At 61.3% G+C, this 22,041-nt stretch carries 19 protein-coding genes; 14 read left to right on the plus strand and 5 right to left on the minus strand.

Features of this window, described 5'->3' with window-relative positions:
• Positions 1-1,275 (minus strand): serine/threonine transporter (locus JV201_RS16375; protein ID WP_008433015.1); only part of this gene is annotated, 1,275 nt, incomplete at its 3' end.
• Between the two features lie 252 nt (positions 1,276-1,527).
• On the opposite strand from JV201_RS16375, the gene JV201_RS16380 reads away from it, so the two are divergent.
• The 3 genes from JV201_RS16380 to JV201_RS16390 all read left to right on the plus strand — a co-directional run bounded on the left by JV201_RS16380 (position 1,528) and on the right by JV201_RS16390 (position 3,313).
• Entirely contained in the window at positions 1,528-1,911 is a 384-nt protein-coding gene (locus JV201_RS16380; protein ID WP_003210790.1) for a tautomerase family protein, read from the plus strand.
• A 52-nt stretch (positions 1,912-1,963) separates the two neighbouring features.
• Positions 1,964-2,560: a TetR/AcrR family transcriptional regulator gene (locus tag JV201_RS16385; RefSeq protein WP_102369272.1), complete on the plus strand. Its 597-nt coding sequence runs from the start codon at positions 1,964-1,966 to the stop codon at positions 2,558-2,560.
• 216 nt (positions 2,561-2,776) lie between these two features.
• Complete coding sequence (locus tag JV201_RS16390) at positions 2,777-3,313, plus strand: cysteine hydrolase family protein (protein WP_087692888.1); 537 nt, start codon at positions 2,777-2,779, stop codon at positions 3,311-3,313.
• 15 nt (positions 3,314-3,328) lie between these two features.
• Here JV201_RS16390 and JV201_RS16395 read toward each other — a convergent pair whose 3' ends face one another.
• Together JV201_RS16395 and JV201_RS16400 are read right to left on the minus strand one after the other, a co-directional pair.
• Positions 3,329-3,655: a hypothetical protein gene (locus JV201_RS16395; protein WP_003210784.1), complete on the minus strand. Its 327-nt coding sequence runs from the start codon at positions 3,653-3,655 to the stop codon at positions 3,329-3,331.
• Positions 3,652-4,137, minus strand: a complete 486-nt coding sequence (locus JV201_RS16400; RefSeq protein WP_177123106.1) for a hypothetical protein — start codon at positions 4,135-4,137, stop codon at positions 3,652-3,654. The genes JV201_RS16395 and JV201_RS16400 overlap by 4 nt, the downstream gene beginning before the upstream one ends.
• Positions 4,138-4,166: 29 nt before the next feature.
• Here JV201_RS16400 and JV201_RS16405 point away from each other — a divergent pair, with 29 nt between their 5' ends.
• The 6 genes from JV201_RS16405 (at position 4,167) to JV201_RS16430 (ending at position 11,028) form a co-directional block, all read left to right on the plus strand.
• A complete protein-coding gene (locus tag JV201_RS16405) occupies positions 4,167-5,117 on the plus strand; it encodes a 2-hydroxyacid dehydrogenase (protein ID WP_087692887.1) in 951 nt (316 codons plus the stop codon).
• Between the two features lie 91 nt (positions 5,118-5,208).
• Positions 5,209-7,065, plus strand: a complete 1,857-nt coding sequence (locus JV201_RS16410; protein ID WP_219405726.1) for a pilus assembly protein TadG-related protein — start codon at positions 5,209-5,211, stop codon at positions 7,063-7,065.
• 130 nt (positions 7,066-7,195) lie between these two features.
• Entirely contained in the window at positions 7,196-8,263 is a 1,068-nt protein-coding gene (locus tag JV201_RS16415; protein WP_177008208.1) for a phosphotransferase family protein, read from the plus strand.
• A gap of 19 nt (positions 8,264-8,282) precedes the next feature.
• A complete protein-coding gene (locus tag JV201_RS16420; RefSeq protein ID WP_003210776.1) occupies positions 8,283-9,050 on the plus strand; it encodes an SDR family oxidoreductase in 768 nt (255 codons plus the stop codon).
• Positions 9,051-9,109: 59 nt separating this feature from the next.
• Positions 9,110-10,543 carry a PLP-dependent aminotransferase family protein gene (locus JV201_RS16425; RefSeq protein ID WP_219405727.1) on the plus strand — a complete coding sequence of 478 codons (1,434 nt, stop codon included), beginning with the start codon at positions 9,110-9,112 and terminating at the stop codon, positions 10,541-10,543.
• Between the two features lie 83 nt (positions 10,544-10,626).
• Positions 10,627-11,028 (plus strand): cupin domain-containing protein, encoded by a 402-nt coding sequence (locus JV201_RS16430; protein WP_003210770.1) that lies wholly within the window; start codon positions 10,627-10,629, stop codon positions 11,026-11,028.
• 134 nt (positions 11,029-11,162) lie between these two features.
• On the opposite strand, the gene JV201_RS16435 is transcribed toward JV201_RS16430, so the two are convergent.
• Complete coding sequence (locus tag JV201_RS16435; RefSeq protein ID WP_023658908.1) at positions 11,163-11,792, minus strand: DNA-3-methyladenine glycosylase I; 630 nt, start codon at positions 11,790-11,792, stop codon at positions 11,163-11,165.
• 232 nt (positions 11,793-12,024) lie between these two features.
• Between JV201_RS16435 and JV201_RS16440 the strand changes: the two genes are divergently transcribed.
• From JV201_RS16440 to JV201_RS16450, 3 genes are all read left to right on the plus strand, one after another.
• Positions 12,025-13,335 (plus strand): C4-dicarboxylate transporter DctA, encoded by a 1,311-nt coding sequence (locus JV201_RS16440; protein WP_008433031.1) that lies wholly within the window; start codon positions 12,025-12,027, stop codon positions 13,333-13,335.
• Between the two features lie 145 nt (positions 13,336-13,480).
• Positions 13,481-14,185 carry a FadR/GntR family transcriptional regulator gene (locus tag JV201_RS16445; RefSeq protein ID WP_003212959.1) on the plus strand — a complete coding sequence of 235 codons (705 nt, stop codon included), beginning with the start codon at positions 13,481-13,483 and terminating at the stop codon, positions 14,183-14,185.
• A 17-nt stretch (positions 14,186-14,202) separates the two neighbouring features.
• Entirely contained in the window at positions 14,203-14,889 is a 687-nt protein-coding gene (locus tag JV201_RS16450; RefSeq protein ID WP_219405728.1) for a GntR family transcriptional regulator, read from the plus strand.
• A gap of 196 nt (positions 14,890-15,085) precedes the next feature.
• Here JV201_RS16450 and JV201_RS16455 read toward each other — a convergent pair whose 3' ends face one another.
• Positions 15,086-19,945, minus strand: a complete 4,860-nt coding sequence (locus tag JV201_RS16455; RefSeq protein ID WP_003212956.1) for an NAD-glutamate dehydrogenase — start codon at positions 19,943-19,945, stop codon at positions 15,086-15,088.
• Positions 19,946-20,413: 468 nt separating this feature from the next.
• Between JV201_RS16455 and JV201_RS16460 the strand changes: the two genes are divergently transcribed.
• A complete protein-coding gene (locus JV201_RS16460; RefSeq protein WP_003212949.1) occupies positions 20,414-20,770 on the plus strand; it encodes a hypothetical protein in 357 nt (118 codons plus the stop codon).
• A 310-nt stretch (positions 20,771-21,080) separates the two neighbouring features.
• Complete coding sequence (locus JV201_RS16465) at positions 21,081-22,040, plus strand: MoxR family ATPase (RefSeq protein ID WP_003218556.1); 960 nt, start codon at positions 21,081-21,083, stop codon at positions 22,038-22,040.
• Position 22,041: the final 1 nt, after the last annotated feature.

The following is a 22,041-nucleotide window of genomic DNA, read 5'->3' on the forward strand; positions in this document are numbered from 1 at the left end:
GGACATCAACGAGTAGATCAGCGCGGTGATTGCCACCAAGCCCACCGCCGTGACGAACACGTTGGACGCCTGGCCACGGTACTTGGCCATCGCCGGTACCTTGCGGATCGCGTACATCGGCATCAGGAACAGGATCGACGCAATGATCGGCCCGCCCAGGGTCTCGATCATGCCGAGGATGCTAGGGTTGAGGGTCGCGACGATCCAGCACACCACCAGCATGAAGGCAGCCGTCATGCGGTCCAGGGTCTTGGCAGCCGGGCGACGGCCACTTTTGAGCACCAGGCCCTTGAGGCCTTCACTGGCGCCGATGTAATGGCCCAGGAACGACTTGGCAATCGCCACAAACGCGATCAGCGGCGCGGCGAACTCGATGGTCGGGTTGCTGAAGTGGTTCGCCAGGTAGGACAGGATCGACAGGTTCTGCGCCTTGGCTTCGGCCAGTTGCGCCGGCGACAGGGTCAGTACGCAACTGAACACGAAGAACAGCACCATCACCACCATCAGGATGTGTGCCCGGGACAGGATCTGCGAGCTGCGTTCCTCGGCGTGTTCGCCGTACTGGCGCTTCTGGTCCACCGCAAAGGCCGAGATGATCGGCGAATGGTTGAACGAGAACACCATCACCGGAATCGCCAGCCACAGCGTGTGCAGCAGCGCCGACGGGGCAGGCACGGTGCTGGCGGTGCTGAGGATGCCGCCGTTCCAGTGCGGCACCAGGTACACGGCGAGGAACAGCAAGGCGACGATAAACGGATACACCATCAGGCTCATGGCCTTGACGATCACCTGCTCGCCACACCGCACCACGGCCAGCAGGCCGAGGATCAGCACCAGCGACAGGATCGCCCGCGGTGGCGGCGCGATGTGCAGTTGATGCTCCATGAAGCTGCCGACGGTGTTGGTCAGCGCCACGCTATAGATCAGCAGGATCGGGAAGATCGCGAAGAAGTACAGCAAGGTGATCGCGGCGCCGGCCTTGAGGCCGAAATGTTCTTCGACCACGTCGGTGATGTCCGAGCCTTCACGGCCCGAGAGCACAAAGCGGGTCAGGCCACGGTGCGCGAAAAACGTCATCGGGAATGCCAGCAGCGCGAGGATCACCAGCGGCCAGAAACCGCCAAGGCCCGCGTTGATCGGCAGGAACAAGGTGCCGGCGCCGATGGCCGTACCGAACAGGCCGAGCATCCAGGTGGTGTCCTGGCGGCTCCAGCTTGTGAGGGTTGCAGGTGTCGTTGCGTAGCGTTCGTCGACGCTATTGGCCTGATCATTCATCCGTTCGGATCTCCGCATTCACTCAGTCGAGACGAGTCAGAAAAACCTGACAGGCAGCGCCACGACCGAAACAGGGGCGCGATTGTCCGGGATTCGCTTGAAGAAGCAAAGACTTAGCTGAGGAATGGTTGTGCAGTGCAGAGGATTGAAGACGTTTCCGGCAGCGTCAATTTTACATTTCACAAGAAATCTATTTTATAAATTCATCACGTCATGTATTTTTAAAGCACGCCCCTCACTGGACTACCTGCCATGCCAATCGTGCGCATCGACCTTCGGAAAAACCCCGACGTCACCTACGCCAAGCGCGTCGGCGTATTGATCTACAACGCCATGCACACGGCCATCGGCGTGCCTGAGCACGACAACTTCCAGATCCTCACCGAGCACGATGAACACCACTTCATCTATGACCCGGAGTACCTGGGCATCCAGCGCACCGACAACCTGGTGATCATCCAGATCACCCTGAATGAAGGCCGCAGCACCGAGCAGAAAAAGCTGTTGTACAAGACCATCGCCGAGAGCTTGAACCGTGAACTGGCGGTGCGCCTGGAAGATGTGTTTATCAGCCTGGTGGAGGTCAAGAAGGAAAACTGGTCGTTCGGCAACGGGATCGCGCAGTACGCCAGCTAAACGTTTTATGATGCCACCCATCACTGCCACCACCTGATCCAGAGAGCCCTCGATGCCACGCGTGTCCCGCAAACAAGCCGAACTCAACCGCGAAATCATCGTCGAGGCCGCCACGCGGCTGTTTCGTGAACGGGGCATCCATGGCATCAGCGTGTCGGACGTGATGGCCGCCGCCGGGCTGACCCATGGCGGTTTCTACGGGCACTTCGAGTCCCGCGAGGCGCTGGCCACGGAAGCCTGCAACCGGGCATTCGAGCAATCGAGCGAGCGCTGGCAGGCCAGGGTCGAGCAAAGCCCTGATCCCGAGGCTGCGCGCCTGGCGTTGATTGATCCGTATCTGTCGGCCGCCAATCGTGACAACCCCGGGGACAGTTGCCCGGTTGCGGCTTTTGCCGGGGAGATGTGCCATGAAGCCGCCGACAGCGCGTTGCAACGCAGCTTTATCCGGGGCTTTGAAGCGTCCATGGGCATCCTGGCCGCTACCCAGGCCACCGGAACCCCCGAAGGTGACCGGCAGGCCGCCATTGCCCAGTACGCGACGATGGTCGGCGCCCTCACCCTGGCCCGTGCGACCAAAGGCAACGGCCTGTCTGATGAATTCCTCGCTGCCGCCAGGAATCTCCTGATCCCGGAAAAAAACCTCGGCTGACGCGTTGACAGCCAAACGCCAGCGCCAGCATGATCGGCCCATGAACCTTATTCAGCTGGCCCTCACCCGCACCACCACCACGACCGCTTCCGGCGGGTCGTGTGGTAGCGGTGAGTGGCGCGCAAACTAAGCCACCCGGATTTACCCAAGGCCCCGCCAGCAATGGACGGGGCCTTTTTATTGCTCCGCCATCTGGCAAACACAAGGAGCAGTACCATGCCTGACAACAAGCGCCCCGCCCTGCTGATCATCGACATGCAGACCGGTCTGTACGATGGTCCGGAAAAACCCTACGAACGCCAGCGCGTGCTCGACAACATCAACCAGCTGATTCAGCGCGCCCGACACGCTGGCGTGCCGGTTTTCGCTGTACGTCACACCGGCCCTGCGGGTTCGCCCATCGAGGTGGGCAGCCCGTTTTGGCAACTATGGCCAGCACTGGAGGTTGATGAAGCTCGCGACACGGTTTTCAATAAAACCCGGCCCAGCTGTTTTCTCGGCACCGAGCTGTCGCAGCAACTGGCGGCGGCACAGGTGAATGAACTGGTGATCGTCGGGATGAAAACCCAGTACTGCATCGACACGACGTGCCGAGTGGCCGTGGAGCTGGGGTTCTCGGTGCTGCTGCCGGAGGATGCCCATACTTGCATGGACACTCCGGCGTTATCGGCCGCATCGATTATCGAGCACCATAACGCAACCTTGGCCGGGGCATTTGTGCAGCGTGTGAAAGCTGACGATATCTGCTTCTAAAGCCTGGAGCTTTACCTAAGCCGAGGTTCTCAATACGTTGCGCAGTTCGCCATTGATCGCGCTCTGCGCAACAGCCAGTTGCTCCACCAGATCACCGGCTGCGTGCGCCGTTAACGCAATCACTGGGCGGTCCCAGTCGTAATTTCTTATTACATTGATGCGGAACCCACCATGGGTATCGAAGGAGGGGTACCAGCCGACATCCAATATAAGCCCACCGGCGTATTCAACCTGAAGCATGTCCTCTTTCAACAGGTGAACCTGACTCTCCATCGCCCCATCCTGCAAGATGGAGAGATCATCATGGGTGACGTTTCCGTCAATAAAGCCTAGTGAGATCAACTTGTTAACCTCCTGAATTCCTGCTCGGAAATCGGATGACCATGTATGACGCCCGCGCTTGACTCAATTCGAACCCAGTAACTGGGCTTGCCATCACTGGCACCTATGACTTGCGGATACTCCCTGAGTTTCCAGGGTTTTGCATGAGTGCTTGGCACTCCATTTTTATAGGCTTCTCGCTCAAGCTTTTCAATATTTATACCGGGCTTGTATTTGGCCGGGCCGTATCGGGTGCTGCTGACAATATCTTCCCAAGCTAGGTTTTTTGATGGGCTGTGCTTGTAGCCATAAGGGGTCCACTCGACGATTTCGGGGGTGGCAGGAACATGCATCCATGACGTCTCTGCTAAGGAAAGTCGTCGAAGTCTGCGGCAGTAAAAAGGCCTGGGACGAGCGGTCTGGAAAATCAGATTAGGCTGGTGAGAAATGAAATTTTTCTGCGGTAAAGAAACGATCGGGACTACAAATCCCGCATAATCCAAGCCTCTAATCCTTCAGGAAGAACCTTCCGATGCCCGTCACCGTTCTGGTCCTGGTTGAAACCATCAACGACTACCTGCCGATCATCGAAGGCAATGGCTTTCACGTGATTCTTGCGCCCACCCCGGCCGAACGCGCCAAGGCCATCAAGACCCACGGCGGGCAGGTCCAGGCGGTGCTTACCCGTGGCCCGCTGGGCCTGTACGCCGAGGAAATCGCCGCGCTGCCGCTGCTTGAGATCATCTGCGTGATCGGCGCCGGGTATGAACACGTGGACCTGCAAGCCGCCAGCAACCGTGGAATCGTGGTCACCAATGGCGCCGGGGTGAATGCGCCGTCGGTGGCCGACCACGCCATGGCTTTGCTGCTGTGCCTGGTGCGGGACATTCCCCGGGCGGACGCAGCAGTACGGCGCAGCGAATGGCCCAAGATAATGCGCCCTTCCCTGGCCGGCAAACAGTTGGGCATTCTCGGCCTGGGCGCCGTGGGCCTGGAAATCGCCAAGCGGGCCGCCCTGGGTTTTGGCATGGAGGTGAGTTATCACAACCGCCAGCCCCGCGAGGACGTGGACTACACCTACTGCGCCACCGCCGTGGAACTGGCGCGGGCCTCGGACTTCCTGATCCTGGCCACCCCGGGCGGCGCCAGCACGCGACATTTGATCGACCGCCAGGCCCTCGACGCGCTGGGCCCCAACGGCTTCCTGGTGAACATCGGGCGCGGCAGCGTGGTGGTCACCGCCGACCTGATTACCGCCCTGGAGCAACGGCGCATCGGCGGCGCGGCACTGGACGTGTTCGACGATGAACCCAACGTGCCCGACGCGCTCAAGCGCCTCAGCAATACCGTGCTCACGCCCCACGTCGCCGGCCTGTCACCGGAAGCCGCTCATGACACCGTGCAGCGCGTGGCGGACAACCTGCTGGAATACTTTGCCGGCCGCCCTGTGCTGACGCCCGTGGCACTGCCTCCGCGAAAATAATGGCCAATAGCCATAAATCCTTGCAAAACCTGACTACACTGCCTGAGGGGATACTCAGGATGCCGGTACTGGACCGGCGAAGGAACGCAGGATGGTTTGCCAAGGACCCGGCTCGGTCCGCCAACGCGGCGCAATAGGACTGATGGGTGCGATGACCCTGGGGATCGCACTGTTGTTCCTGTTGGTGGTGGTCGACAGCGGCCGGCTGTACCTGGAAAAGCGCAAGCTGCAACGGGTTGCCGACACCGCGGCCCTGGAAGTGGTCACCCGCGGCGGCGCCTGCGTGACGCCGAATACCAACGCCGCGCAATTCGCGATCCAAAGCGCAGCCCGCAATGATTTCCCGCTCAACGCAGACCGTACCCTGGCGACCACCTGCGGCACCCTGGTCACCGGGGCTGACTTCATGCGCGCCTTCAGCCCCAATCCCTCAAGGTCCGATGCGATCCAGGTCATCGCCACCCACCGCGTCGTCACCAGTATCGCCAACCGCCTGTTCATGCTGCTCTCCACCGGCCCTTTCGAGCCGACCATCCGGTTGCAGGCAGTGGCCGTGGCCGCCGTGCCCGCGCCCCCGGTGGCCGTACTGACCATCCGCAGCACCTTGCTGACAGTGGACAGCACCAAGTCCGCCGCACTCAATGCGTTGATCGGCGGACTGCTGGGGGGCAAATTGCAACTCGACGCGGTGGGCTGGAAGGGCCTGATCAATACCGATATCAACCTGCTCAGTTACCTGGACGCGCTGGCGATTCAATTGAAGGTCAGCGCCGGCAACTACGACGAGTTGCTCAAGACCGACGCCAGCGTCGGCGATCTGATCCAGGCCGCGATAGATGTACTCAAGCTGGGGGGCGATGCGGTCAAGGTGGTGATCAATAACCTGGAAGCGATCAAGCTGATTGCACCCGGCACCAAGATCCTGCACCTGGGCGACCTACTGACCATCCAGAACGGCACCGACAAGAGCGCCCTGGACGTTAACCTGCAACTATTCAACCTGATCCAGGGGTTTGTGCAACTGTCGAACAAGTACAACGCGGTCGCGGTGGAGCTGCCGGTGGATGTGCTGGGACTGCTGAATATCACGGTCAAGACCAAGGTCATTGAACCGGCACAGGTTTCCGCCATAGGTAACCCCAAGCTGATCGCCACCCAGCCGATCTACGTCAGGACCGCGCAAGTCAGGACGTTGATCTCGGTGAAACTGCCGGCAATCGGCGCGGTGAACGATTTACTGGGCGGGGTAACGGCGCTGGTGGGCCTCTTGTTAGGCAGCTCCTTTGACCCCAAAATCGGCCAGCAAATCGATGTAGCACTGGAAGCCGCCAGCGGCAGCAGCACGGTCACCGGATATCGCTGCAATGGGCCTGCGGACAAAGCCTTGTCGGTGCTCGGTACCACCTCGGCGGTTAGGCTGATGGTGGGCCAGATCGACCCAAAAAACCTGTTTTCCTCCACAGCACCACTGAACGTTGACGAATTCCCATTACTCGACCTTGGGGTGAAGACCTGTAGCAACGGTGTCTGCGATCCCCGGCAACCGTATGGCGTGGGTGGCATCAGCCTGAAGATCGACAGCAGCGTGGCCAAGACCGTCCGGAACCACACTTACCTGTCGCCGCCCGAGTTGAAAAGCCCCCCGGACTACTTCAGTTTCAGTTCCAACAACGTGGTGGGCAGCTTGAGCAACACCCTCAATGGCATCCAGTTGATCAACCATCCACCGACACAGGGCGGACTGATTGGGCTGGTGCTGAACCTGGTGGTCGGCCTGGTCACCGGCGTACTGAATCTGCTCAGCGGCATCATCTCCGGACTGCTCAGCCCGCTCCTCGACCCGCTGGTCAATAACCTGCTCGCCGGCCTGGGCATCGACCTGGCAAAAGTCGAAATCGGTGCCAACCTGTCCTGCAACCCCGGCGGGCGCGCAGTTCTGGTGATCTGAGCACATCAAGCCCGCTGATCATCGGCCAACACGCTAACCTATTAAGCCGCCCCAACCTTGTGGCTTGGCGGCCGCGCGCATTAGATTAGCCAATAGTCCAAGGCCTTAAGAATAAGCAGAAGGGATAAGCATGGCGCTTAATGACCAATCGACCCAGATTCGCCCCGGCGAAGAACTTGATGCCAGCCTCATCGATCCCTACCTCAAGGCCCATATCCCGGGCTTGAGCGGCAGCGTCAAAATCAGCCAGTTCCCCGGGGGTGCCTCCAACCTGACGTACCTGCTGGAATACCCCGGCCAGGAATTCGTGCTGCGCCGCCCGCCCTTTGGCCACAAGGCCAAGTCCGCCCACGACATGGGCCGCGAATACCGGATTCTCAACCAGCTCAAGGACGGTTTCCCGTATTGCCCCAAGGCCTACGTGCACTGCACCGACGAGTCGGTGATCGGCGCCGAGTTCTACGTGATGGAGCGGGTCAAGGGGATCATCCTGCGCTCGGACCTGCCGCCGGAACTGGGCCTGGACGCGGCGAAAACCGAAGCCTTGTGCAAAAGCTTTATCGACAAGTTCGTCGAGCTGCACCAGGTCGACTACAGCGCCTGCGGCCTGGCCGACCTGGGCAAGCCCGAAGGTTATGTGGAGCGGCAGATTCGCGGCTGGAGCGACCGCTACGAAAAAGCCCTGACCCCCGACGCCCCCAGCTGGGAAGCGGTACGTGCCTGGCTCAACGACAAGATGCCGGCCGACCACCCCACCTCGAGCATCGTCCACAACGACTACCGCTTCGACAACGTGATTCTCGACCCGCATAACCCGATGCAGATCATCGGCGTGCTGGACTGGGAACTGACCACCCTCGGCGACCCGCTGATGGACCTGGGCAACACCCTCGCCTACTGGATCGAAGCGGCCGACCCGGCCCCGGTGCAACTGATGCGCCGCCAGCCGAGCAACGCCCCCGGCATGCTTACCCGCCGCCAGTTCGTCGACTACTACGCCGAACGCTCCGGGATCCAGATCGACAATTTCGACTTCTACTACACCTACGGCCTGTTCCGCCTGGCCGGCATCGTGCAGCAGATCTACTACCGCTTCTTCCATGGCCAGACCCAGGACAAACGCTTTGCACAGTTCATTCACATGAACAAGCTGCTTGAGCAGATGAGCCTGAATGTCATCAAACAGTCTTCCCTCTGACCCTCTTCAAGGAAAAACCATGTCCAAGACCCAACTGTTCGACCTCGACGGCAAGATTGCTTTCGTTTCCGGCGCCAGCCGCGGTATCGGTGAGGCCATCGCCAAGTTGCTGGCCCAGCAAGGCGCCCACGTGATCGTGTCGAGCCGCAAGATCGACGGCTGCCAGCACGTGGCCGACGCGATCATCGCCGACGGCGGCAAGGCCACGGCAATTGCCTGCCATATCGGCGAAATGGAACAGATCACCAACGTGTTTGCCGCGATCCGCGAACAGTTCGGCCGCCTGGACATCCTGGTCAACAACGCCGCCACCAACCCGCAGTTCTGCAACGTGCTGGACACCGACCTGGGCGCATTCCAGAAGACCGTCGACGTGAACATTCGCGGCTACTTCTTCATGTCGGTGGAAGCCGGCAAGCTGATGCGCGAGAACGGTGGCGGCAGCATCATCAACGTGGCCTCGATCAACGGGATTTCGCCGGGCGTATTCCAGGGCATCTACTCGGTGACCAAGGCCGCGGTGATCAACATGACCAAAGTCTTCGCCAAGGAATGCGCGCCGTTCGGCATTCGTTGCAACGCACTGCTGCCGGGCCTGACCGACACCAAGTTCGCCTCGGCGCTGGTGAAGAACGACTCGATCCTGAAAATGGCCCTGGCGCAGATCCCCCTCAAGCGCGTGGCCGACCCGAGCGAGATGGCCGGCGCGGTGCTGTACCTGGCCAGCGACGCGTCGAGCTACACCACCGGTGTATCGCTGAATGTAGACGGTGGTTTCCTGTCCTGATTCGGCTGGCGGGTGACTTGCGGTAATCTTGCGGGTGATTGCTTGCCTCTGGATGAAACATGGAACTGCACGTCGTTATCAAGGGCCGCAAGGACCTGGCCGAACAGCTTTACCAGCAATTGCGCGCGGCCATTGAGTCGGGACAACTGGTGGCCGGGGCGCAATTGCCTCCCAGCCGCTTGCTGGCCCTGCAACTGGGCGTGTCGCGCAAGACAGTCTCAGACACCTACGCGGCGCTGACCTACGAAGGGTTGTTGGTCGGCAGGATCGGCCGTGGCACGTTCGTCAACGCCTGGGCCACGCGCCGCGAACACCTGCAAAGTGCCGCCGACCTTGCCTGCGCCGCCAACCTGGCCAAGTGGCAGGCCCTTCCCGCGCCCATGGGTCACCCCAACCGTGAAACCCGCCCGAGCCGGGACTTTATCGGCGGTGCCACCGCCCGCAGCCAGTTCCCCCAGGATGAATGGCGGCGCTGCACCCTCGATGCCTTGCGCCGTATCTCACAGGACAGCGGCTTCTACAGCCGGCCGGAAGGCTTGCCGGCCCTGCGCAGTGCAATCGCCGGGCATATCGCATTTTCCCGTGGGGTCAGGTGCAGCGAAGACGACATCGTAGTCACCAACGGCGCCCAGCAGGCGCTTGACCTGATCGCCCGCGTGGTGCTGGAACCGGGCACCGTCGTCGCCATGGAAGACCCCGGCTACACCCCGGTGCGACTGATGTTCGACGCCATGGGGGCGACCGTGGTGGGCGTGCCGGTGGACGAACACGGCCTGCGGGTCGACTTGATTCCCGACGGCACGCGGCTGATCTACGTGACACCGTCCCATCAGTTCCCCCTGGGCATGCCCATGAGCGTGCCGCGCCGTGAGGCGTTGCTGGCACGTGCGCTGGCGTTGGGCGCCATCGTGATCGAGGATGACTACGACAGCGAATTCCGCTACGAGGGCCGCCCCACCGACTCCCTGCAAAGCATGGACACCCGCGGCGTGGTCGCCTACGTCGGGACCTTCTCGAAAACCCTGCTGCCGGAGTTGCGCCTGGGCTACACGGTGTTGCCGCCGGCGATTTTCGGCGCGGTGCTCAAGGCCAAGCAACTCACCGACCAGCACAGCTCCACCCTGCCGCAATGGGCCCTGGCCAAGTTCATCAGCGAAGGCTACCTGCTCAAGCACATTCGGCGCTGCCATGGGGTATATGCCGGGCGCCGGGAACGGATTCTGCAGCGCCTGGCGGGGGACCTCTCGCCGTGGTTCGACGTGGTGCCCACCGTGGCCGGGTTCCATCTGGCCGCACTGTGCAAGGTGCCGGTGAATATTCCGCAGCTCACCCAATTGGCACGGGAGGCTGACGTGGGGCTCTATCCGCTGAGCGTGTTTTTCCACGACACACCGGTACGCGAGGGACTGAAGATCGGGTTTGGCGCGATCGAAACCCTGGACATTGACCCGGCGCTGGACGTGGTGCGGGATATCCTGCGACAGATTGGCTGAGGGAATTTCCGCCGGATTGGCTATTGGTCAAATCCGGATCGGGGCCTAGGGTGAACGGGTCTCGACTCACTCGGAGCCTCACCATGAAAGTACTGCTCGGCACCACCCTGCTGCTGGCCTCGTTAAGCGCCTTTGCCCACGACCCGGTGTACAACCAGGAAAAGATCAACGTGTTGCAGGAACACGCCCTGGCCAACGTACCCGGCAAGAAAACCGTGATGCTCACCGTGGACTATGCGCCGGGCCAGGCCACCGTGCCCCATAGCCACACCGGCACGGCCGTGGCCTATGTGCTGGAAGGTGCAATCACCTCGCGGGTCAACGATGAAAAGGCGATCACCTACAAGGTCGGCCAGTCGTTCTATGAACCTGCCGGCTCGCGGCACTTTGAATCCAGCAATGCCAGCCAGACCCAACCGGCGAAACTGCTGGTAGTGATGGTGATGGATGACAAGGCCGACGTGCTCACGCCGCTGCCCCACTAACCCGCGCCACCGCACCCTCCTGTGGGAGCTGGCTTGCCGGCGATGGCGGTGCATCAGACACAGTTGTGTTTGCTGATCCACCGCCATCGCCGGCAAGCCAGCTCCCACAGTTTTAACCGCGCACAGTCAGTGGCTCAGGGTCGTTTGAAGTGGTGGCGCAGGTGTTCGATTCGAGACCGGCAGGTACAGCCTTCAAGGTGGTCGTTGACCATGCCCATCGCCTGCATGAACGCATACATCGTGGTCGGGCCCACATAGCTCCAGCCACGTTTCTTCAGGGCCTTGGACAAACGTGTTGACGCGGCTGACGTGGGGTTGGCCGTCCAGTACGCCATGTCCACCACCGCCGGGCGCTCATCGGCGGCCGGTTCAAACGACCACAACCACGCCGCCAGCGAGCCGGTCTCATCCACCAGCTCACAGGCGCGCCGGGCGTTGTTGATGGTGGACACGATCTTGGCGCGATTGCGCACGATACCCGGGTCGGCCACCAATCGCTCGATGTCCTGCTCGGTGTACTGCGCCACTCGGCGAAAATCAAAGCCCTCGAACGCCCGGCGAAACGCCTCGCGCTTGCGCAGGATGGTGATCCACGCCATGCCGGCCTGAAAACCTTCCAGGCAAATCTTCTCGTACAGCGCAATGTCATCGGCCACCGGCACGCCCCATTCGTGGTCGTGGTAATCCGGGTACTCCGGCGCCGCCGTGCGCCACGTACAGCTGGTGACGCCCGCCGCGTCCGTGATCAATCCTGGAATATCCATAACTCACCCTGTGAACCAAGCCCGGGATGATAAGCGAAAAAAATTCCGGGCCGCCAACCGCTCAAGTACGAACCTTGCGGACCAACTGGTCAGACCGGGACCTGCCATCCGCGTAATATTTACTTGCGACTTGAAAAAAACCGAGCGTAGACTGGCCCCGCACTGGACATACCGGTCAGACCACAACAATTAAGCCCTGGACCCACCAGGGCACCGAATAGAGATCCTTCCCATGCTCAGATGGTGCTCGCGTTCGATTTTCCTGCAAGTCGTGATTGGCCTGGTGATCGGCATAATCTGCGGCCTCGCCCTCCCTGAATTCTCCTCGCAACTCAAACCCCTGGGTGACGGCTTCATCAAGCTGATCAAAATGCTGATTGGCCTGATCGTATTCTGCGTGGTGGTCAGCGGTATTTCCGGCGCCGGCGACTTGAAGAAAGTCGGACGCATCGGCCTCAAGTCGGTGATCTACTTCGAAGCACTGACCACCGTGGCCCTGGTGATCGGCCTGATCATGGCCTTCAGCACCGGGATCGGCACCGGCGCCAATATCCACCTGGAGCAACTGTCGTCTGCCGGCCTGAATGAACTGGCAGACCGTGGCCAACACATCAAGGGTACCAGCCAGTTCCTGATGGACCTGATCCCCAACTCGGTGATCGGCGCCTTCGCGGACAACAACGTGCTGCAAGTGCTGTTGTTCTCGGTGTTGTTCGGCAGCGCACTGAACCTGGTGGGCGAAGCCGCTTCCGGCATCTCACGGTTGATCAACGAGCTGAGCCACGTGATCTTCCGCATCATGGGCATGATCGTGCGCCTGGCGCCCATCGGCGTGTTCGGCGCCATCGCCTTCACCACCAGCACCTACGGCCTGGATTCCCTGCAACACCTGGGCAGCCTGGTGGGCCTGTTCTACCTTACGTGCTTCCTGTTCGTCGCGGTGATTCTGGGGCTGGTGATGCGCCTGTCGGGCCTGCGGATGATGCCGCTGCTCAAGTACCTGCGGGAAGAACTGTTGATCGTGATGGGCACCGCGTCCTCCGATGCCGTGTTGCCACAGATCATGCGTAAACTGGAACACCTTGGCATTGGCAGCTCCACCGTGGGCCTGGTGATTCCGACCGGGTACTCGTTCAACCTCGATGGTTTCTCGATCTACCTGACCCTGGCCATCGTGTTTATCGCCAATGCCACCGGCACACCGCTGTCGATGACCGACCTGCTGACCATCCTGCTGGTGTCGCTGATCACCTCCAAGGGCGCCCACGGGATTCCGGGTTCGGCACTGGTGATTCTGGCGGCGACACTCACCGCAATCCCGGCGATTCCGGTGGTGGGACTGGTGCTGGTGCTGGCGGTGGACTGGTTCATGGGGATTGGCCGGGCGCTGACCAACCTGATCGGCAACTGCGTCGCCACCGTGGCCATCGCCCGCTGGGAAAAAGACATCGATATCCAGCGCGCCAACAAGGTGCTGGACGGTCAACAAGGGTATGCCTTCCAGGCCAAGAAACCGGTGCTGCCCGCCCACCAAGAGTTCTGATGAGACGGACTCACCCCCTGTGGCGAGGGAGCTTGCTCCCGCTGGGGCGCGAAGCGGCCCCAAAAAATGGGCCTGCTGCGCAGTCCAGCGGGAGCAAGCTCTCTCGCCACACCAAGCAGACAGTTCAATTTAAAGGGAGCCACACGTGATTACCTCGTCAACCGTCGTCAATTCAGTGGTAGAAAAACTGCGCGCCGCCCTGGCGAGGGGTCAGTGGCGGCGCGGCGAGATGCTGCCCGGCCAGCGTGAACTGGCCGAACAAATGGGCATCAGCCGCCCGAGCCTGCGCGAAGCGGTGATCGTGCTGGAAACCCTCGGCCTGGTGCGCTCCATGCCCGGCAAGGGCGTGGTGGTGCTGGAAACCACCCTCAGCGAATCCCAGGCCCAGGACAGCGGCGTGGCGGACGCCAGCCTTGAAGACATCCTGCAACTGCGCTACACCCTCGAGCCCTTTATCGTAGGTTTAGTGGCGCAATCCATCAGCAGCAAGGAAGTCGGGCAACTGCGCCTGACCCTGATGGACATGCGCGAAGCCCTCGACGCCGGCGACAGCGAAGCCGGGATGAACGCCTACATCGCGTTCCACGAAGAACTGTTCGCCCTGACCTCCAACCCGATCTTCCAGAACGTGGTGCAACAAACCAGCAACGCCCTCAAGCAAAGCGCCCAGGTGCTGCGCAACTCCCCCGAACACCTGGCGGAACGCTTGCAGGAAAACGACGCCGTGGTGCGCGCGATCCGCAACAAAAACAGCGCCCTGGCCAGCGCCGAAATGCGCCGGCACATCCTGCAGGAAGGCTTGCGCATGGGCATTCGCTTGAACATCCCGGATGACCATCTGGGTAGCTGACTTCCAGGAGACCGCGCATGACCGCTCACGCCCTGCACACCCCTTTCCCCTTTACGCCGTTGCGCCTGGTGGGCAAGCCGAAACTCTCGGTGGACGACATCTACCCGGCACTGTTCGACGCCATTCTCGAGCAACGCATCGCCCCCGCCAGCCGTTTTACCGAGGAGAGCCTCGGGCAAAGTTTTGGCGTCAGCCGCAGCGTGATTCGCCGGGTGCTGGCGCGGCTGTCGCACCAGCAAGTGATCATCCTGCGGCCCAACCATCGGGCCCAGGTGGCGGCACCGGATGCACAACAGACCCAGCAGATTCTCGAGGCGCGACGCCTGACGGAAATCACCGTAGTGCAGTTGGCGTGTGCCCAGGCGAAACCGGCGCAGATCCGCCAACTGCGGGAGTTGATCGCACGGGAGCGCGACTGCATCGAGCGTGACGAGCGCGGGCCGGCGATTCGCCTTTCCGGGGAATTTCACCTGCAACTGGCAGCCATCGCCGGGAATGCACCGTTGGCACAGTTTCTCAACAGCCTGGTGCCGCTGACCTCATTGGCGATTGCGCAGTTTGAGGCCAAGGCTTGCACGTATTGCGCATGGCAGGAACATAGGGCGATTGTGGATGCGGTGGAGCATGGCGATGCCGGCAAAGCCGTCTACTTGATGACCCGGCATCTGGATCATCTGGAAGCCAAGCTACTACGCAGCAATTGATCACACTGTTTTAACCTGTGGCGAGGGAGCTTGCTCCCGCTGGGACGCGCAGCGGCCCCAAAAACGGGACTGCTGCGCAGCCCAACGGGAGCAAGCTCCCTCGCCACAAGTTGAGATAACACGCCGATAATCAAATGCAAAAAAGCCCGATATCTTTCGATACCGGGCTTTTTGTTTTAACGCTCAGTCAGACCCGTTACAGCACCGACTGGCCGCTCATCGCCAGGTCCAGCAACTCACGGTTGGCTACCGCGTACATGGCGTAGTCCGTGCCGACTGCAGCACGAATCTCCACCATCATGGTGCGCCAGCGATCAGCCATGTCCTGGTGCTGCTCAAGCCACAGGGCCACGCGGGCTTCCATGTCTTCTGGCGCATCGGCCATTTGCAGTACGGAAATGGTGATCGCCCGTTGCTGCCAATCCACGTCATCGCGGAAGGCTTCGCGGGCCTGGGCCTGCCAGTTGTTGCCCACGGGCAGGCTGCTGATCTGCTGCAGGTACCACGGCAAGTCCAGGGCGCTGCCGACGGCGAAGTAAGCCTTCGCGACGTCTGCCGCACTCTGGCCTGTCACGTCGGCGGCTTCGATGATTGGCAGCAGGGTGTACAGGTGGGTAGTGCCTGCAACCATGCGCGCCAACAACTCCGGCACACCGGCTTCGACGTAAGCCTGGTAACGGTTCTGCCAACCTTCGCGGGTCGGGCCTTCCAGCAGTTCGTCGAGCTTGAGGCCCAGCGCGGCAAGGTGTGGACCGAAGTGCGCAACATCACGCCCGGCATCCTGTTCGTTGCGACGGCTGCGCAGGAACCAGCGCGTGGCACGGCGGCCCAGGCGCATCAGCTCGTCCATCAGCTCCAGTTGCACGTCGGCCGAGACCTGGTGGTCCAGGGCTTCGATCTGACGGAACCAGTGCGGGAGGTGGAAGATGTCACGCACGATCACGTAGGCGCCCGCCACGTTCGCCGGGCTCATGCCGGTGGACTCTTTGAGGCGCTGAACGAAGGTGATGCCCATGTGGTTGACCAGGTCGTTGGCGATCTGGGTGCTGACGATCTCGCGCTTCAGACGGTGGCGACGCATGGCTTCGGAGAACTTCGCCACCAGGCTCGGCGGGAAAGCGGTCTCCATGTCACGGGTCAGGTAGTCGTCATCCGGCACCAGGGATTTGAGCAACGCTTCCTTGAGGTCGATCTTGCTGTAGGAGATCAGTACCGACAGCTCCGGACGGGTCAGGCCCTTGCCCGCAGCGGCGCGCTCGTTGAGCTGCTCCTCGGTCGGCAGGTACTCGATGGCACGGTCCAGCTTGCCACGGCCTTCCAGGTCGCTCATCAGGCGCTTGTACTCGGCCACGCGCTCGAAGGCTTTGCGGGCAGCCAGGGACAGGGCCTGGGTTTGCTTGTAGTTGTTGCCCAACACCAGGCTGCCGACTTCGTCGGTCATGCTCGCCAGCAACTGGTTGCGCTGCTTGTCGGTCATGTCACCGGCCTGCACCACTTCGTTGAGCAGGATCTTGATGTTCACTTCGTGGTCGGAGCAGTCCACACCACCGGCGTTGTCGATGAAGTCAGTGTTGGAACCGCCGCCATTGAGGCCGAATTCCACACGACCCAGCTGAGTCATGCCGAGGTTACCGCCCTCGCCCACCACCTTGCAGCGCAGCTCGTTGCCATTGACGCGCAGGGCGTCGTTGGCCTTGTCGCCCACATCGGCGTGGCTCTCGGTGCTGGCCTTGACGTAAGTACCGATACCGCCGTTCCACAACAGGTCCACCGGTGCCTTGAGCAAGGCATTCAGCAGTTCGGTCGGGGTCAGCTTGTCGGCCTGGATGTCGAAGCGTTCTTTCATCTGTGGCGAGATGGCAATGCTCTTCGCGCTGCGCGAGAAGATACCGCCGCCTTCGGACATGATGCTGGTGTCGTAGTCGGTCCAGGCCGAGCGCGGCAGGTCGAACAGGCGCTGACGTTCAGCGAAGCTGTTGGCCGGGTTCGGGTTTGGATCGATGAAGATGTGCAGGTGGTTGAAGGCGGCGACCAGTTGCAGCTTGTCGGACATCAACAGGCCGTTGCCGAACACGTCGCCGGCCATGTCGCCCACGCCCACCACGGTGATGCTGTCTTGCTGGACGTTGATGCCGCGCTCACGGAAGTGACGCTGCACACCCACCCAGGCCCCCTTGGCGGTGATGCCCATTTTCTTGTGGTCGTAACCGGCAGAACCACCGGAAGCGAACGCGTCACCCAGCCAGAACCCGTAGTCGATGGCGATGCCGTTGGCGATGTCGGAGAAGGTCGCAGTGCCCTTGTCCGCGGCCACCACCAGGTACGGGTCATCGTTGTCGTGGCGCACCACGTTCAACGGTGGCACCAGGGCGCCGTCTTTCAGGTTGTCGGTAATGTCCAACAGGCCGGAAATGAAGATGCGGTAGCAGGCGATGCCCTCGGCCGCGATCTCGTCCCGGCTGCCGCCCAACGGCAGGCGACGCGGCAGGAAACCGCCCTTGGCGCCCACCGGCACGATCACCGAGTTCTTCACTTGCTGGGCTTTTACCAGGCCCAATACTTCAGTGCGGAAGTCTTCTTCACGGTCGGACCAGCGCAGGCCGCCGCGAGCGACGTTGCCAAAGCGCAGGTGCACGCCTTCAACCCGAGGCGAGTAGACGAAGATTTCAAACTTCGGCACTGGTTTGGGCAGCTCAGGAATCGCGTGCGGGTTGAACTTGAAGCTGAAGTACGACTTGTTCTGGCCGTTGGCGTCAGCCTGGTAGAAGTTGGTCCGCAGGGTGGCCTTGATCAGGTCCAGGTAGCGACGCAGGATGCGGTCTTCGTTGAGCACCTGAACGTCGTCCAGGGCCGTGAGGATCGCTTGTTCCAGGCGTTGCTGCTTGTCTTCGAGGTCTTCGGCGGTGAGCTTGCGCGCCAGGTAGAAACGGGTCTTGAACAACCGGGTCAACTCGCGGGCGATGTCGGTGTGGTTGTTCAGGGTGCTGGCGATGTAACCCAGGTCGAAGCCCAGGCGAATCTGCTTCAGGTAACGGGCGTAGGCACGCAGCAGCGCCACGTCGCGCCATGGCAGGCCGGCCGTCAGCACCAGGCGGTTGAACGCATCGTTTTCGGCATCGCCGTGCACGATATGCACGAACGCGTCCTGCAGGGTGTCGTTCAATTGCTGGATATCGAGGTTCACGCCTTCGGCGGCGATGAACGCGAAATCGTGAATCCAGAACTCGCGGCCATTGGCATGACGCAGGCGGTACGGGAATTCACCCAGGACACGCAGGCCAAGGTTTTCCAGGATCGGCAGCACATCGGACAGCGCCAGCGGCGTATCGGCGTGATACAGCTTGCAATGCAGCTCGCGCTGGCCGGAAACCTGGCCCAGCGGCTGGTAGAAACTCATCACCAGCGGGTTGGCTTCGGTCAGGCTGAGCAAGTGCTGCATGTCGACCACGGCCGAATGCGCGGCGAAACGCTCGCGGTAGCCGGCCGGGAAACCTTTCGGGAAATCAGCCAGCACGTTGGTGCCATGGGCTTCGCCGAAGCTTTCCACCACCAGGCTGGAGTAGTCGTCCTGCCAGCTGCGGCAGGCCTGCACCACTTCTTTTTCCAGTTGCAGCGGGTCGATGTCCAGGCGGTTCTTCGGGTCTACCCGCAGGATCAACTGCACACGAGCCAGTACGGACTCGGAGAAGAACGTCCAGAACTCGCAGTCCGAGGCTTTCAGGCGATCCATCAGCACTTGCTGGATCTTCTGGCGCACCTCGGTGGAATAGATGTCCCGCGGCACGTAGGCCAGGCAGTAGCAGAAGCGGCCGTACGGGTCTTTGCGCAGGAACACGCGGATCTTGTTGCGCTCCTGGATCTGCACGATCGACATCACGGTGCTGAACAGCTCGTCCACCGGGGTCTGGAACAGATCATCGCGGGGCAGAACCTCGACCACCTGGGCCAGTTCCTTGCCCAAATGCGCCTTGGCCTGGAAGCCCGAGCGACGCTCGATTTCCGTCACCTTGCGACGGATGTAAGGAATCACCCGCACGCTTTCGCCGTACACCGAGGAGGTGTAGAGGCCCATGAAGCGGCATTCCTTGATGACCTTGCCGTCGGCGTCGATCTGGCGGATCGACACGTAGTCCGGGTAGGCCGGGCGGTGCACGCGGCTTGGGTGTGCAGCCTTGGCGAACGACAGCACGGCCGGCTCACGCAGATAGTTCACCGCGTAGTCTTCGATGCGCAGCTCGTCGGCCGTCAGGCCCGGGCGCAGCAGTTTGGTCAGACCGAGGAACGAGTTGGCGTCATATTCGATATGACCGCCGTCCGCCTCGTCACGTACCACAAACTCTTCATAGCCGAGGAAGGTGAAGTGGTTGCCCACCAGCCATTCCAGGAAGCTCTTGATCTCGGCTTTTTCTTCGCCGTCGATCACGTACGGGCTGGCGTCGATACCGGCCAGCAGTTCTTGGACCTTGGCTTTCATCGGTTCGAAATCGGCGACGGCAACGCGCACTTCGCCCAGTACCTGCTCAAGTTCCTTGCTCAGGACACTCAGCTCGGCGGCGTTGGCGCAACGGTCGATTTCCAGGTACATCAGCGATTCTTGCTGAACGTCTTCGCCCTGGGTGCCTTTGGGCAGGATTTCCAGCAGTTCGCCCTTCTTGCCACGACGCACGCTGAGTACGGTGGTTTGCAGGGTGTGGATGCTGTAGCCACGGCGGTTCAGCTCGGTACGCACCGAGTCCACCAGGAATGGCAGGTCGTGGTGCAGCACTTCGACCGCGGTGTGGGTCGATTGCCAGCCATGACGTTCGTAATCGGGGTTGTAGACCCGCACTTGCGGTTGGTTGTGATCAAAGCGCTCAAGCAGGCGCCAGGCAGACAGGGTGCAACCGGCCAGGTCGGACAAGCGACGCTGGGTCAGTTCATCCAGGGAAATGATGCCGAAGAATTGTTCAGCGAACAGCGCCACTTGTGGCAGTGCCTGTTCACTGATGTGCTGCGCCAGTGCCGCTTGCAGTTGGTGCTGGAAGTCGGCTTTGCTGGCTGCGGTGAAGAACGCCATCTGTGGTACTCCGCTTGGGCTTGTTATTGATGGAAGCGTCGCGTGTTATCCCCTTGCGGGGAGACCGTCAGCTCTGTTCGCGGTCTACAGTAACGAATTCAGAGTGACAGGTGGGTGAAGCTGGACAAGACAATGAGGTCACATTCAACTTCCATAAGATGCGCACCTTGCCAGGTGACGGTACGACGGGCAGGTCAGACTCCTGGCGAGGCACATCCGTTGCGCAGCTTAACGAGTGTAGGAAGCAAGCTGCTTGCGACGCTGCGACATATTCGGTCATCGGCACGCTGCCGGCGGGTTGCGACTTGGGCAACCGGGTGTTTTCGGAGAAATCCCGGGGCGCCGAGTACCGGAAATGACTGATATTGCCCGCCAGGTCATGCCACAAGGTCTGACACACGATGCAGCACAAAATTCGCCGCAATGGCACAATTGCCCTGCTTCGCCCTCCCCCAGACAGGATTAACCATGCCATTGCAACTCACCACCGCCCACCTGATCGTCAACCCGTGCGATGACGAAGAAGACAACATGGCCATGCTCTGCTGCCACGGCGACAAGGGCGAGATGTTCATGGTGACCCGTTATCCGGACGAGGACGAGGTGGAAGTCACCTGGGATTACGAGCCGTCGACCCTGGACGGGCTGAAGATCACCCTGAGTGCCACGACACTGTTGGTGGAGATTGGCGCGGCGGATGCCGATGCATTGGGCGGCCACGATCAATTGGCAATCACCCACGGCACCGCCGAGTCGGATCTGGCCGAAGTGGAAGAAACCCTGCAGAACATTCTCAAGGGCACCGGGACCTATATCCGGGCCTAGTTGCCAAATCCGCACAATGTGGCGAGGGAGCTTGCTCCCGCTGGGCTGCGAAGCGGCCCCAATCCAGCCAACTGCGTTCTGCCTGGAAAAACTCGGCAGCCTTGTTGGGGCTGCTGCGCAACCCAGCGGGAGCAAGCTCCCTCGCCACAAAGGCAGGCGCCTATCGGAAAAAACCTCAGACATTTCCCACATTTCCCGAAAAATACCCCCCGCGCCGTTAGTCTCCACCCCCTCCGATGCATTAAAGTAACGCCCCCAGGCCTGGCATTTTTCGCAATGCCCAGTCTCACCTCTCCAGGAACCGTCATCGATGGAACATCGTGAAGCGCTGCTTGCGCTGCGAACCTTTCTTTCAACGCAGATTCTCGGCCAGGAAAAACTCATCGAGCGCTTGCTCATTGCCCTGCTCGCCGATGGCCATATGCTGGTTGAAGGCGCTCCTGGGCTGGCCAAGACCAAGGCCATCAAGGAGCTTGCAGAAGGGATCGAGGCCCAGTTCCATCGCATCCAGTTCACCCCCGACCTGCTGCCCGCCGACATCACCGGCACCGAGATCTATCGCCCGGAAACCGGCAGTTTCGTGTTCCAGCAAGGCCCGATCTTCCACAACCTGGTGCTGGCGGACGAAATCAACCGTGCCCCGGCCAAGGTGCAGTCGGCATTGCTCGAAGCCATGGCCGAGCGCCAGGTCAGCGTGGGGCGCAGCACTTACGAGTTGTCGCCATTGTTCCTGGTGATGGCCACGCAAAACCCGATCGAGCAGGAAGGCACCTACCCGCTGCCTGAAGCCCAGCTCGACCGTTTCCTGATGCACGTGAAAATCGGCTTCCCGGACGCCGCCGTCGAACGCCGCATCCTGCAGCAGGCCCGTGGCGAAGCCCTCAACGGTGAAACCAAGCCCGAGCGGCGCGTCAGCCAGCAGGCGATCTTCGCCGCGCGCAAGGAAATCCTCGGCCTGTACATGGCCGATGCGGTGGAGGAATACCTGGTGCAACTGGTCATGGCCACTCGCACCCCGGCCAAGTTCGATCCGGAAATGGCCGAATGGATTGCCTATGGCGCCAGCCCTCGTGGCTCGATTGCCCTGGACCGCTGCGCCCGGGCCCACGCCTGGCTGGCCGGCCGCGATTTCGTCAGCCCGGAAGACATCCAGGCGGTGCTGTTCGACGTGCTGCGCCACCGCATCATTCTGTCGTTCGAGGCCGAAGCGGCCGGCATCGACCAGGACCGCGTGGTGCAACGCATTCTCGACGTCGTTGCCGTCGCTTGAC

Origin of the sequence: Pseudomonas sp. Colony2 (genome assembly GCF_019382755.1) — a bacterium.
Lineage (GTDB): Bacteria > Pseudomonadota > Gammaproteobacteria > Pseudomonadales > Pseudomonadaceae > Aquipseudomonas.

Coding starts and splice junctions, on each gene's coding strand:
- JV201_RS16380 (WP_003210790.1), top strand. CDS start 1,528: ATGCCAATCGTGCGCATCGACCTTCGGAAAAACCCCGACGTCACCTAC.
- JV201_RS16385 (WP_102369272.1), top strand. CDS start 1,964: ATGCCACGCGTGTCCCGCAAACAAGCCGAACTCAACCGCGAAATCATC.
- JV201_RS16390 (WP_087692888.1), top strand. CDS start 2,777: ATGCCTGACAACAAGCGCCCCGCCCTGCTGATCATCGACATGCAGACC.
- JV201_RS16405 (WP_087692887.1), top strand. CDS start 4,167: ATGCCCGTCACCGTTCTGGTCCTGGTTGAAACCATCAACGACTACCTG.
- JV201_RS16410 (WP_219405726.1), top strand. CDS start 5,209: ATGGTTTGCCAAGGACCCGGCTCGGTCCGCCAACGCGGCGCAATAGGA.
- JV201_RS16415 (WP_177008208.1), top strand. CDS start 7,196: ATGGCGCTTAATGACCAATCGACCCAGATTCGCCCCGGCGAAGAACTT.
- JV201_RS16420 (WP_003210776.1), top strand. CDS start 8,283: ATGTCCAAGACCCAACTGTTCGACCTCGACGGCAAGATTGCTTTCGTT.
- JV201_RS16425 (WP_219405727.1), top strand. CDS start 9,110: ATGGAACTGCACGTCGTTATCAAGGGCCGCAAGGACCTGGCCGAACAG.
- JV201_RS16430 (WP_003210770.1), top strand. CDS start 10,627: ATGAAAGTACTGCTCGGCACCACCCTGCTGCTGGCCTCGTTAAGCGCC.
- JV201_RS16435 (WP_023658908.1), bottom strand. CDS start 11,792: ATGGATATTCCAGGATTGATCACGGACGCGGCGGGCGTCACCAGCTGT.
- JV201_RS16440 (WP_008433031.1), top strand. CDS start 12,025: ATGCTCAGATGGTGCTCGCGTTCGATTTTCCTGCAAGTCGTGATTGGC.
- JV201_RS16450 (WP_219405728.1), top strand. CDS start 14,203: ATGACCGCTCACGCCCTGCACACCCCTTTCCCCTTTACGCCGTTGCGC.
- JV201_RS16455 (WP_003212956.1), bottom strand. CDS start 19,945: ATGGCGTTCTTCACCGCAGCCAGCAAAGCCGACTTCCAGCACCAACTG.
- JV201_RS16460 (WP_003212949.1), top strand. CDS start 20,414: ATGCCATTGCAACTCACCACCGCCCACCTGATCGTCAACCCGTGCGAT.
- JV201_RS16465 (WP_003218556.1), top strand. CDS start 21,081: ATGGAACATCGTGAAGCGCTGCTTGCGCTGCGAACCTTTCTTTCAACG.